General features: G+C 58.6%; 11 protein-coding genes. 5 read left to right on the top strand and 6 right to left on the bottom strand.

The annotated features are described in order from the left end of the window. Nucleotides 1-8 precede the first annotated feature (8 nt). The 3 genes from V1278_RS09360 to V1278_RS09350 all read left to right on the top strand — a co-directional run bounded on the left by V1278_RS09360 (nt 9) and on the right by V1278_RS09350 (nt 1,843). On the top strand, nt 9-398 hold the full coding sequence (locus tag V1278_RS09360; RefSeq protein ID WP_334380442.1) for a hypothetical protein: 390 nt from the start codon (nt 9-11) through the stop codon (nt 396-398). Beyond that, on the top strand, nt 399-1,196 hold the full coding sequence (locus V1278_RS09355) for a DsbA family protein (RefSeq protein WP_334380441.1): 798 nt from the start codon (nt 399-401) through the stop codon (nt 1,194-1,196). It begins immediately after the preceding gene. A gap of 368 nt (nt 1,197-1,564) precedes the next feature. Beyond that, a complete protein-coding gene (locus V1278_RS09350; RefSeq protein WP_334380440.1) occupies nt 1,565-1,843 on the top strand; it encodes a transglutaminase-like cysteine peptidase in 279 nt (92 codons plus the stop codon). A 90-nt stretch (nt 1,844-1,933) separates the two neighbouring features. On the opposite strand, the gene V1278_RS09345 is transcribed toward V1278_RS09350, so the two are convergent. The 5 genes from V1278_RS09345 to dsbD all read right to left on the bottom strand — a co-directional run bounded on the left by V1278_RS09345 (nt 1,934) and on the right by dsbD (nt 6,680). Further along, complete coding sequence (locus V1278_RS09345; protein ID WP_334380439.1) at nt 1,934-2,569, bottom strand: NrsF family protein; 636 nt, start codon at nt 2,567-2,569, stop codon at nt 1,934-1,936. A gap of 118 nt (nt 2,570-2,687) precedes the next feature. Further along, a complete protein-coding gene (locus tag V1278_RS09340; RefSeq protein ID WP_334380438.1) occupies nt 2,688-3,182 on the bottom strand; it encodes a DoxX family protein in 495 nt (164 codons plus the stop codon). 302 nt (nt 3,183-3,484) lie between these two features. Then, nucleotides 3,485-4,153 (bottom strand): L,D-transpeptidase, encoded by a 669-nt coding sequence (locus tag V1278_RS09335; protein ID WP_334380437.1) that lies wholly within the window; start codon nt 4,151-4,153, stop codon nt 3,485-3,487. A gap of 30 nt (nt 4,154-4,183) precedes the next feature. Beyond that, nucleotides 4,184-4,822 carry a DsbA family protein gene (locus V1278_RS09330; RefSeq protein WP_334380436.1) on the bottom strand — a complete coding sequence of 213 codons (639 nt, stop codon included), beginning with the start codon at nt 4,820-4,822 and terminating at the stop codon, nt 4,184-4,186. A 25-nt stretch (nt 4,823-4,847) separates the two neighbouring features. Beyond that, complete coding sequence (dsbD, locus tag V1278_RS09325; RefSeq protein WP_334380435.1) at nt 4,848-6,680, bottom strand: protein-disulfide reductase DsbD; 1,833 nt, start codon at nt 6,678-6,680, stop codon at nt 4,848-4,850. Nucleotides 6,681-6,783: 103 nt separating this feature from the next. Between dsbD and V1278_RS09320 the strand changes: the two genes are divergently transcribed. Both V1278_RS09320 and V1278_RS09315 read left to right on the top strand, forming a co-directional pair. After that, complete coding sequence (locus V1278_RS09320) at nt 6,784-7,449, top strand: response regulator (RefSeq protein ID WP_334380434.1); 666 nt, start codon at nt 6,784-6,786, stop codon at nt 7,447-7,449. Beyond that, nucleotides 7,446-8,822, top strand: a complete 1,377-nt coding sequence (locus V1278_RS09315) for an ATP-binding protein (protein ID WP_334380433.1) — start codon at nt 7,446-7,448, stop codon at nt 8,820-8,822. The genes V1278_RS09320 and V1278_RS09315 overlap by 4 nt, the downstream gene beginning before the upstream one ends. A gap of 2,181 nt (nt 8,823-11,003) precedes the next feature. Here the strand turns inward: V1278_RS09315 and V1278_RS09310 are convergent. Beyond that, nucleotides 11,004-12,752, bottom strand: a complete 1,749-nt coding sequence (locus V1278_RS09310; RefSeq protein ID WP_334380432.1) for a porin — start codon at nt 12,750-12,752, stop codon at nt 11,004-11,006. Between the last annotated feature and the right edge of the window lie 67 nt (nt 12,753-12,819).

The raw sequence follows: 12,819 nt of genomic DNA, 5'->3' as shown, positions 1-12,819 counted from the left end.
GCTTTCGCATGCGCGTCGTACTGACAGGAGACAGCTCACCGTTGCACGTGGGCCTCAAGGCCGGTCTGCCCCGGCTCGGGTTCGGCGTGGAGAACGCCCCAGTCAGTCCGGGCGGACAGGCATGCCCGTGCAAGTCGAGCTTTGATGGCATCGCTCTGGATCTCGCGAACCCCGAAAGGACAGGCCGAGACCTCGCTCCCGGTTTGAGGATCGCCGATGATCGCATTCCGCTCCCGGCCCTGACCACCGATGGTGCTGAGGAGCGCGTCCGCTGGCTCGACGCAGAGGCCGACGCCTGCATTGTGAAACCCGTCGATCTGGATGAGATCGCCGCCCGTCCCCGTGCATCCCCCCCGGCGAGCGACATCTATCGAATCGTCAACCCGCGCGTGGATTGAATGCACTCGCGTGGCCAGCCAGGGTCCGAAAGCTGGATTGGTTGCACGATGGGTAGCTCTCTCAATCATCGCGCTCGCCAGCCTCGCCTTCCTGGGCACGGCCCGTTCGGAGGAGCTACGCTTGCCCTTGCCCCGGAGCAACGCCAGGCCGTCGGCGAGGTCGTGAAGGAATACCTCCTTCAGAACCCGGAGGTGCTAAGGGACGCCAGCATCGAGCTTGAAAGGCGCACGGAGCAAATGCGGAGAGCGGATCAAGCCAAGGCGCTCGCGCAGTACCGGAGCCAGCTTCTTTCGCCGCGGGGCAGCACAATCATCGGCAATCCAAACGGCAGCAAAAGCCTGGTCGCATTCTTCGACTATAACTGCCCTTACTGCCGCGCGTCGGTTGGGGATATCCAGAAGCTGATCGACAAAAATCCCGAGCTTCGGGTGGTCTTTCGTGAATTTCCGATTCTGGGACCGGATTCGACGGCTACGAGCAGACTTGCCCTTGCCGTGGCTCGCGAGACTTCTGACGCTACGTTACGGGCGCGCTACTACACGTCGGCAATGAAAGCCAAGGGATCGATGACTGGCGTTCTCGCGCTCTCCACCGCGACCGGCATGGGGCTCGATGAGGCGAAACTCAGAAGCGATTTGAAGAACCCGGAGATTGACACCATCTTGCGTGAGAACTTCGCGGCAGCCGAGGCTCTTGGCGTAAACGGGACGCCCGCGTTTGTTATCGGCGATCAAATCATCGTCGGTGCCGTTGGCGTGGATCGCATGCAGTCCGCGCTCTCTGCGGCAAGGAAATGATCTTTCTGGCCCGGCCGTTCAAAGTGAGCGCAATCGCACATCGGTCTTTCAGATTCTCTGTGTCAACGATGTTATCAAGACGCCGCGGAAAGCTCATGGTCAGGAAGGCGCCCCAGTATCCTGAATACAGGCATTGCTTTCTTCTTCCTTACAGCATCCGCCAGCGCGGAGAGCGCGAACGATCGAGCTTCAATCGGCGCGGCCGTCCCCCTCCAATGGGTTGGTTTCGCACGGACCATCCGGTCGATTGCGTCTCCAGGGAAACGTTGGCCTGCGACATCGTCCTTACGCCTGAGGTTTGGGCGGACCTTCAGAAGCGGAAGATTCTGTGACGCCGGCTGGCCACAGGAGTCGCGCTCGTTCCCGTCGTGCGGGATAGGAACGATGATGGACGTGCCGTACTGACGGTGGTCACGGACAAAGGTGAGTTCGTTCTCGACAACGAAACAGCCATACTCGTTCCCTGGGCGGACACGGGTTACAGGTCCATCAAACGTCAATCGCAGACGAATACCAATCAATGGGTCTCTGTCGCGCACCGGGCTCACCTTCCGCCACGGCAAGTGCGCGCTGATCTGGATCCTCGCGACCATGTTCGAGGATCCAGCCTTAGGTTGGCGTGCAAACGCCTCCCGTATGTAGGGTAAGGTTCGATGCTCCCTGGAAGCGACTCGTTTGCCATCGGCGGCCGAGAGGTACGCTCGAGGGAGCTTGGCGGAAACAATGCCTGACCGACGTTACCAGCGGAGACAGCGGAGCCCTGCGAGATAGCCGGTCAAGACTAGAATGCCGATTGCCAGCGGATACCACGTGATGACGAACAGGGGGCTATCATCGAAGCAATTCGTGGCATAGAACGTCGCGGCAATACCGCCCGCAGCGAGGCCAGCGAGCGCACCGCTAAGGCCTGCATTCGACGACGCCGCTCGCCGCAAGGCGACGATGAGCATGATCAGCGGCCCCGCGCCAAGTGTCGGGATAATGGTCATGCAGTTGACCGAGTTCGATCCAATCGCCTTCGTCAACCATTGCGAGCTTGGCACGGCCATCAGCTCCGCGAAGACACCCGAGGCCAGCATGATCGCTGGAATCAGAAGTAGCCACTCCCAGCATCCAGGTGACGATACCGGTGTCATGTTCCGGAACGTTCCCCCTATCGCGAGCACCGCGAGTGGAAGCACGATCATGAACTTGAAGAGAAATCGTACCGTGCCCAAGGCCCAAACGATGTCCTCGCGGAAGCCGATAGTAGTGAAGAAGATCAGGGCAACAAGGCCGGTACCGAAGAACAACGCAGCCAGGAAGGAGTGGTCGACGGAGGGCCCGACCACGCGATCAGCCGCCAGAACCCTTATCAGTTCCTCGGTGGTCACTGCGCGATGTTCCCTTATTCCGCGGCGGGCCCCTCACGCCGCTTTCGCATTCTTTCATCCGAAGCTACACGCTTGCCCTGGTTATTCGTTGCGCAACGCATTTTGTTACAGGCGGGTGCTACCCCGTTCGCGGCGAGAAAAGCGCATTTCGTAAGCGTGATTTTTCGAGCCAGCGATCAAGCGAAAGCCGACCGGGTCCGCTCAGTGAGAGTGTGGTCAACCCGCCGAGATACAGTAGGAGAATTTGATATCCAACCGGACCAAACTTCGTGCCGGATTCCGTCACTTGCGCCAGCTTTACCGAGAAAAATCCGTAGGGAAGATGGACATTAAACAGAGCCGTAAGCAACACGACGGCCATCGGTATACTGGCAATCGGAATGAGCAGGCCTATGAAGACGGCCGCGCCGCCCAAGATCTCAATGGCCGTTGTGGCCCAGGCCGCGATCTCCGGCAGAGGAACGCCGAGGGTATGAAGCATCACCGCGAACGTGTCCGGTCCGCGAGTCAGCTTGGCGAAACCGTGGGCCATGAAGCCATAGCCGACGATGAGGCGAATGGGCAGCGGCGCCCAATCGCGGAGCGCTTCTACAGATCGATTAAAAGCACGCATGAGGGTGATCCCTGTAGACGGTTACTCTGCCCTGCAAAGGGACCCTGCACCTTAAGTCCAGCTTAAGGGCGACTGACCGTGCGTCGCGAAGACGCCCGTGCATTTAGAACGCTTTCATTGAGTTCCGGTCCAAGCCCGGGATCAGCGCCGTTCGGAGAACCACGCACCGGCGGCCGCAAAGCGGATCAGCATCGAGATCCCCAGCCAGTTCTCGTTGTGAGGCAGTCGATGCAGCTGCCAATAAACGCAAGATCAGTCGCCGCATTAGCTCCAATGTTAATCAGCCATCACGTCGCATGCGTCTAGAGCACCACAACTTTTGTTCCGAGCGGGATCCGGGAATAGAGGTCGATAACGTCTTGATTCATCATCCGGATGCATCCTGAGGAAACGGCTTTGCCAATGCTGTCGGGCTCGGTCGTCCCGTGAATGCGATAACGCGTGTCTTTCCCGTCCTTGAAGAGGTAAAGGGCGCGTGCACCCAGCGGGTTGCCGATGCCGCCTTCCATCCCTTTCGCCCATTTCCTATAGCGCTCGGGTTCGCGGGCAATCATGGCGCTGGTTGGCGTCCAATGTGGCCATTCACGCTTTTCCCGCACAATTCCGGTGCCGGCGAAGGCAAGCCCCTCCCGTCCAACCCCGACGCCGTAACGGATGGCCTGACCATCCTTCTGCACCAGGTAGAGGAAGCGCTTATGCGGATCGACGACGATTGTGCCGGCCGGATAAGGCGATCGGTAAGTAACTGTCTGCTTGAGAAATAAAGGATCGACATGCGATGTGTCGACCTCATCAACCGGAAACTTCTCTGATTCTAGCGCGGCGTAGTGGGACGAAATGTCGGGTGCCGTTGGCATGAACGACGCGGTTGCAACCGTTCCACCGGTCACAGAACACCCCGCAAGGACGGCGGACAAGGCGCAAGCGGACACGACAAGCCGCAAGCCGCGGCCAAAAGCAGAACTCAGCATAAAAGTGGGATCCTGAATGAACTGGGCTGGCTATTTGGCCTTCTGGCGTGCGCGCGCGTCTGCCACCACCCGCACGAACCCTTGCTCATTCAAAGCCTGGTTGACCTTGAACGCGCCGACAAGAAAGCCTGGTGTTCCCTGCAAGCCGATCGCCTCGGCGATATTCAAGTTGCGCTTGATCAAGCGCGCGATGTCGTCGGCATGTGCTGTCATGTCGGTATCGAGCTTTTCGGCGTCGATACCAGCGCTGCGAGTGACCTCAATCATCCTCTCTTGGGCGACCCCATAGCCTGGAATGTCCATCAACGCATGATGAACAGGCAGGTACTTTCCTTGATATTTAGCCGCTAAAGCGAGACGGGCCCCAATAATGGACGTCGGATGCAGGATCGGCCAGTCTCTGTAGACAAGCCGAATATTTCCATCCGCCTTAACGACCTTCTCGAGCGACTTTGCCGCGCCTTTGCAGTACGGACAATTGTAATCGAAGAAGTCGACGATGGTGAGATCACCGTTCGGGTTGCCGCCGGTCGGCGTCTCCGGATCGTTCAGAATCATGTCTCGTGTGATTTCCTTGTCATCCGCACGGACTACGGAAGGCATGATGAGAACGGTCGCCGATAGCGCGGCGAGCCGTAGAAACTGGGTGCGTGATATCGGGTTGGTCAAGGAAGCTCTCCTTTAAGAATAGCAGTTAGGTCCGGATGGCTTTGGCCAGCTTGCTGAGAAACCCCGCGACGCCGACGTCCCCGACAATCCGGGCCGCCTGGATTTCTCGGCCTTCTGGACTGAGGAAGACGATGGTCGGCGGCCCTACGACCCTAAAACGCTTCATCAAGTCTTTGCTGTCGCCATCGAAATGCGTGAGGTCAGCTTTAATCAGCACGAAATGGCGAAATGCCTGTCGTACGACTTCCTGCGAGAAGACGTTACGCTCCATGAGCTTGCATTCTGTGCACCATTCGGCGGAGAAATCGACCATGATCGTCCTCCCCTGCTTCCGGGCAACATCGATCGCTTTGTCGAGATCGGCTCCATTCGTCACGATTCGGAAGTTATTGGTGACGAGATGTAATCCGTCGGGCGAACCGGCTGCGTTTGCAGGAGCCGTCACAAGTCCGATCGCCGCCAGGGGCTGAAGTGGCTCATAGACGGTCGCACCGGCACCCGCTGCGAGCGCTCCACCGTAAACAACGCTCAATGCGCCGAGCGCCGCCGCAGCAACATGAGCACCCTTGCGGGGCTTAGCCTGCGCCCAAGTGAAAACCAAGTAGCCTCCAATCGCGAGAAACAGAGCCCCCCATGTCGCCGCCACAAGTCGGACAGGCAGGACACGCGACAGCATCCAGACGGCAAGCGCAAAGAACACAAAACCGAAAATATGCTTGGTGCGCATGAGCCACGCGCCGGAACGCGGAAGCACCTTGGCGCCCAACACGCCAAAGGCGACGAAGGGAAGTCCCATGCCAAGACCCAGCGCAAACAAGGCAAGCGAACCGTGCAATACCTGCCCGGTCTGTCCCACATAGATCAGGGCGGCGGCGAGCGGCGGCGTGACACAAGGGCCGACAATCAGGGCAGAGCCAAAACCGAGCGCAGCAGCGCCTCCGACCGACCCCCTGTTTCCTGCCTTTTGCGCGAGCCTAGCCGTCCAGGATTGCGGAAGTTGAAGCTCATAAAGGCCAAACATGGAAAGCGCGAGCGCCACGAATACCAGGCTCATCGCGAGGACTGCCGCGGGGGTCTGCAATACGGCTTGAAGATTCTCGCCTGACCACGCGGCGAAGATGCCAAGGCAACCATAGGCCATAGCCATCGCGAGGACGTAGGCTGCTGAAAGCACGAAGCTACGCCCTAGAGATAGCTCGCCCTCGGTGCGCGCCAGCATGCCCGACATGATCGGGATCATGGGAAACACGCAAGGTGTCAACGACAGCAAAATGCCGAAGCCAAGGAAAGCGAACATGGTCGAAATCAACCCTTGGCCGAACAGCGCCGTCGATTCTTCCTCTACTCCATTCGTAGTGGGCGCCGCCGGCACCCGGAATTGATCCGCGCTTTGGTCAGAGGCTGGGGCCGTGGCCGCGCCATCCGGAGCGTCGCTAAACAGTAAGGAGGGAAGATCGATAACCTTCGAAATGGGCGGGTAGCAGATTACATTCTCTGCGCAGCCCTGATAGGTCACAAGCAACGCGCCTTTCTCGGGCAATTGGTCGGATGCGACGGTGGCCATGGTCAACGCGTGGTAAACCTCGGTTGGACCGAAATTTGGATCGTCCTTCGGCTCGCCGGGTACGGTTTCGATCCGAACGGGCCGCCCATCGACCGAGGCCTGAATCCGGTCGCGGTAGAGATAGTGTCCGGGCAGAATTGACCATCCTACGCGCACTCCGCCGTTATCGGCCGCTTCGGCGTGGAACCGGAAAGCCTGATCCGGCGGTGTAATTTCTCCAGCGCCGGCAGGCGCGGCACCAGCCATAAAGCCAAGCAGCAAGGTAACAAATCCGAGAATGCGGACGTATGGCATGGAGACCCTTTCCGAAACGAACAGGGGCCATGTGGCGTCGCTACCTTAAGCCAGTCTTAAGGTTGGCGGCCGACGGAAAAATTCAGGAAAGGAAGCGGCTTTCATGCGGATTTTAGTCGTGGAGGACGATGCCGTGCTCGCGGACGGCCTGAAGGTCGGCCTCGGCCTCCATGGAGCTACCCTCGACGTCGTTTCAAGCTGTGCAGACGGACAGGCGGCGCTCGCCTTTGACGCTTTTGACGCGGTTGTACTCGACGTCATGCTTCCGGATGGATCGGGGCTAGAGTTGCTGGCCTCCTTGCGTGCCAAAGGCGATCGTATTCCCGTGCTTCTCCTCACTGCCCTTGATGAGGTTTCGGATCGAATCAGGGGATTGGACGTGGGCGCCGACGACTATCTAGGCAAACCCTTTGATTTGGACGAGCTCGCGGCGCGGATTCGTGCGATCAGCCGCCGGCAGGAAGGGCGCGCGACATCTTTCCTGTCCCACGACGGTGTGACGCTCGACCTTGCCCGACTGACGGCTACGATTGGCGGTGCGGAGGTCAGCCTATCGCGCCGGGAATTCGCCATCCTATCGGCCCTTATGGATCGCCCCGGAGTCGTTCTGTCCAAGAACGATCTGGAGGCGCGCCTCTATGGCTGGCAGGAAGACATCGAAAGCAACACGGTTGAAGTCCACGTCCACAAGCTGCGCACGAAGATTGGGCGCGCCAGGATAGAGACGCTTCGTGGCATCGGCTATCGGATGAGGCCCATCATATCATGAGCTCCCTTAAGCACAGACTGTTTTTCATCCTGGTCGCCGCAACGGGCGTTATCTGGCTTGCCGCTACGTGTTGGATCTATGTCGGGACGAGCCGAGAGGTCGAGAACGTCCTCGACTCGCGTCTTCAAGAAGCTGCACGGATGGTCCTGTCTCTCGCCTCGAGCAACGGCATCGGCTCGCCCGAAAAGGATGCCGGAGCGAGTCACGCCACCGACTACCTGACTTACGAACGCCAACTCTCCTGCCAGATCTGGTCGCTTGACGGCCGCTTGGTTGCGCGATCCAGCGGTGCACCCAGCGAGAGTCTCGGCGATACGCGAACAGGATTTTCGGAACGTACGATCAAGGGGGAAACGTGGCGGGTATTCACGGCTGAGGATCCAGTAAAGAATGTTCGGGTTCTTGTAGGGGATCGCCTGGGTTTGCGGGAGGCCTTCGTAACCGATATCATGAAGGGGCTGGCCGCTCCCATGCTCCTGACAGTTCCGCTCCTTGCGCTCCTCATTTGGGCGAGTCTCAACCGCGGCCTCCGGCCTCTCCAAGCGCTTGCCCGGGATCTAAAGTGTCGCAATGCCGACGATATGACTCCGGTGGAAGCGGGAAACGTTCCGGCCGAAATTTGGCCCATGGTTGTTTCCTTGAATAATCTTTTCGGGAAGGTAAGGGACGCGTTGCGCCACGAGAGAGACATGACGGCCTTTGCGGCGCACGAACTCCGAACGCCCCTCGCGGGCCTGCGGACCCAAGCCCAGATCGCAATGACCGCGCCGGACCAAGGCACTCGGGAGGCAGCACTACGTCAAATACTGTTCTCCGTGGACCGGACCGCGCGCCTGGTCCGACAGCTATTGGCGATCGTAAAGCTCGATTCCGACCGGGAAACGCCAAGGGCGCCGGTATGTGTCGGCGATGTCGTGCAAGAAGTCCTCCGTAACTTGCCGCCGTCCGACCAGGACGCTGATGTCGCCGTCGATCCAACGTTGCGAAGCTTAATTGTACTTACCAATCGGGACGCGCTGCTCCTTGCCATCCGGAATTTGCATGAGAACGCAGTTCGTCATATGCCGCAACGTGGCTCCATTCGCTGGTCAGCGGAAAGCACCAAAGAAGGCACTCTGGTGTTCGTCGAGGACAGCGGGCCTGGCGTTCCGGAAGACGAACTCGAGTTGATCACCAATCGTTTCTTTCGTGGACGCAACAAGACGGCTCTTGGCAGCGGCCTAGGCCTCTCAATCGTCACGCTGGCGCTGGAGGCGGGGGGCGCGCGGCTGCGTCTGGGCAACCGGATCGACGCATCTGGCTTGCGCGCGGAAATGCTGTGGCCTCGCCATCCACGTCCCTCGAAGAATCTCACATCCATGGCCTCACCGTGAGCTCCCATCTGTTGCCGGCATAGGACGGTTCCTTGGAGGACAGAGGATATGATCCATTACTCGTATAGCGACCCGGTCCCTGCTATCACTGAACAAGGTGCGACGGGCGTGATAGCGGAGATTTTTGCCGATATCCGCAGCACGTTAGATGTCGAAGTGGTCAACCTCTTTGGCGTCACCTCGCGACTATGCCGGGCGCGCTCGAGTGGGTATGGGGATCGTTGAAGCCCCTCTACCAGGGACCTGCAATCGCGCCTGCTGAACAGATTCGCGCAAGCCTGCCGTTGCCTTCGGTCCTGGCCATCTCAACGCCTCTCGCGGCTGGCATCGGGGCATCGGCGCTCTCTGACATCCGGGATGTTCTCGACAGCTATAACATACGAACGCCTTGGCGCTCGTCTGCTTTTCACCATTCTTGCTCGTTTTGCGGCCGACAAAACTCCACCTGAAACAATGGCGGCGCACTTTCCTATGCGCGCCCTAATCGCGTGGCTCTTCCGCGCCTCACAGCGATCGCTGAGATGCCTCCGGCGCTGGCTGCCTGGTCCAAGAGCTAAACTGTTTTGGTGAGGACACCGACGTGGATCTCATCGCCAGCATGTATCGTCACCTTGCGCATTGGCCGATGTTTCTTTCGCTAGTGAGGACGCTTCTCGTACCTCTCCATAAGTCTGGAGAACTGACGTCAGCCGTTGCCCCACCCGCAAGCTCGGCGAGGCAATCGGAGCGCGAATGGCTCGCGAGATTACCACGACCGAGCCACCATTGCCGGTCGAGCCGATCTTCCACGCGGTTCGGCGTTTTGTACACCACCCGATCGCTCGAATGACGGGCGTTTGCGCGATCATTTCGCGCGCGACAGCAGATTGAGATCTGCCCACGCTTTGAGCCGCGTAGAAGACGGGCGCCAGGTCATCTCGTTGACCGCATGGGCTGCGCTGCTAGGGGGCACTGCGCTTGGTTCGACTCGATCTTCGCCGCTTCTGGCCTTGGACGGACATCCGCTTTTTCGGATCAACCCGTCCCTCTGGTCAGGGTTGGTCCGCTCACGTTCGAAAGCGGAGTGCGAGTAGCCTCCAATTAGTTCGGCTAGAGGCCAAGAGCGGAAGCCTGTCCTGCTTTTGGCCGACGACATCATTGCCGCCTGCCAGAATCAGACGACGGTCCCCGCCGTCCGTCCGTGAACTCCTCGCCCTCTATCTGGAAACATTCATAATGCCATTCGACGACCCCGTCCGACTAAGCCTGCGCCGATTTGCATGGCAATTCCGAGCATCCATGAGAGGCCTACTGTCAAAGCCCAGCCTGATCGCAGGTCCTTGTCGAACACAAATGCATAGACTGAGATGAGCGCGCAGAGAGCCGCGAGAAATGTTCCCATTGCGCTAAGCAACTCTATCTTGTTGAGCGTCACTCCTTCCGCTGAGGAATGAAATCGCCCTTGTCGGGGAACATCGACACCAAGATAGAATGCGACTGTTCCAGCAGTATCGTCAGAGCTATAATTCCCTCGGAGTCGAATGCCTCACTCGCCCTCGCGAGGGGCAACGAATGTGCCGCACATTGCGCCCGCCATAGCAAGAGCTGCGCGCCCCAGAACACGCATAATCTGATTGAGAGAGATTGCGGCGTTTCGGCTTGTTTGCGCGACACTGTCGACCCCGGCTATTGGAACTGATAATAGCCGATCTGGGTCATCATGGTGCTGTCATCCCTCCTTGGCGAACTGCCGACACCAGGAAGGGCTAGACGCTGACGGCAGTTCACCAAATCTCATTTGATTCCCATTACTGTAGTTGTTGCCTTGGCAGGTACCGGAGGCCCTTCACCTTACAGCCTACTTTCTCGTCCACACGGCGGACTGGCGTCGACAATCACCCGACAAGACGCGGGGAGCACGATTCAGCCATGCCCACGCCGAAATCTCAGGGATCGCATAGTCGCTCCCAACGATGAGCTCGCGTCCCTTTAGATGAGTATCAAGCACCTCATAGCGACGCTCGACCTTTTTTGCGGTAGCGATTGACCGCGCAGGCAGGCATTTCTGGAGCTGCATGCTGGAAACGGACTGCCTGCCCCGAAAAACGGCCCCGACGCCCGGCACTTCATCGAGAGCCGTCAACAGGAGAACGGGGAGACGGCATCCAGAGCTGAACGCTTTGCGGAATAAAGCGCGGTGCTTCAAAAGCGATACCGGAGCCCTACCGTCGGATCAATCGTAGACCTCTGAAGAAAGCCGCTTGCTAGGCCGTTCGACACTTGCGACCACATTATGCCGGAATACACATCCAAATGTTTCGAGTATTTGTAATCCATCAAGAACGAGAGCGCATTGAGCTGGCCACTGCATTGCGTCAGGCTGGCATTCGAACAGCGGCCGGCATTAAAGTTGCTTCCCGGTGCTCCGTGATAACCATTCTGCTCTTCGTGATAATAGGCGATTTTCAAATCGAGGTCAGGTCTGGCTGCGTATGTCGCACCGGTCCAAAATATCTGAAGCACTCTGTCCGTAGTAAAGCTATTGTTGGCCACGGTCCCGAGCACATAGCCGCCGGCGATGAAATCGCCTGGGCTCAACGGTGTTTTCGGGTTCGCGAATTGGATGTGCTCATATCCGCCGAAGAACTTGAACGGACCGGTGGCGTACTTTGCAACCAGCATGTAGCTGGTATTGTCCGAGATCGTTCCGGCGACCAGTCCCTTCCCGATATTCGTCGGCAGGCCATTAGGAAGTGGAAATGGCAGCGGGCTCGCAGAGATCGCGCCGTTGATCTGACTGAAGATCGCGTCGACTGACAGACCCAGGTAATCCCCGCCCATCTGCGCCTGCACTGCGTTGCGGGGTCCTGCATTGGGGCCTGAGCCAATCTGTGCTTGAACTGCGCCACGCACGGAGCCGAAATTCACGGCATACTTGAGTGAATTGTCGAGAATCCGATTTTCTGTATCGCCGCCGCCGCCGGTGGCGCCCTGAAAGCCAATGACCGAGAAAGCACTGGCGCTCGCCATCGGGTCGTAGGCTACTACAGCCTCAGAGGTCAAAGCGGCTTGCCGCCCGTATGTCAGTGTGCCGTAGGTGGGAGAGCGCAGAGCTGCGTAAGCCGCCACGTTGAAAGCCTGACCGGCTTTGGCGGAATCGGCAAACGAGTTCTGCCTGTCGATCGGCAAGCCATTGTTGTGCACTATGGACCCGAGTCCGTCGGAAAGCAGGCCCGACTGCGGATTGAATGCGGTTTCAAGCTTGAATATGGCCGCGAAATCATCGACAATGTCCTGCTCTCCTTTTAGGCCGATGAACGACCCAGCAAATCCATTGGCGCCTACGCCGAAATACGATCTGTTGCTGTTTCTCGCAATCAGATAGTTCACGCCGGTCCCTGCAGTGGGGCTCAACGGTGCACCGTGACTCAGATAGGTCAGTCCCACATCGATCTGGCCATATAGCGTGAGGCCATGCCAAGTCAGGCTATCATCCACAGGCACCTTTGGACCCTTGGTCACAGCCACCGCGTTTGCCGGGAGCTCCACTTTCGTCGCAGTCGCAGACTTCCGAACTCGAGCGCCGAACTTTCTTTGTTGCTTCTTTAGTCCTTCCAATCCGTTGTTGACCACCCTCTGCGAAGCTGGGAGCTTTTCCAATGAAGCCTTAGGAAGCTCGCCTGCGCAGGTCGCAGTCGTAAATCCAAGAATGGCGGCTGTAGATACTATTGCTCTCACGGCGATGCCTCCCAATTTGGACCGGCAAAACGATCCATGACGAATCGAGAAAGCCAGGCCAGTTGCTTTGAGGGGCAAAATCGCCTCGTAGCTTAAGCCAATCTGAAGCTTGTGCCGACTCCAGCGGAGGGCTTCACCTCGATATTGCAAATCCTCGGCAACACTCCAAGCGTTGGTGGACTGCGCCGCAGTTGACCCGAATTCGTCGTTCATTGTGAGCGAGGCGCCAAAGAGCCAACGACATCGATGGTGCCCTTCAGCTCGGCTTAAGCTGCGCGAT

Source organism: Bradyrhizobium sp. AZCC 1577 (assembly GCF_036924575.1).
Classification (GTDB): domain Bacteria; phylum Pseudomonadota; class Alphaproteobacteria; order Rhizobiales; family Xanthobacteraceae; genus Bradyrhizobium.
Note: the sequence above shows the minus strand (reverse complement) of the source record. Positions and strands in the feature narration are given on the sequence as shown.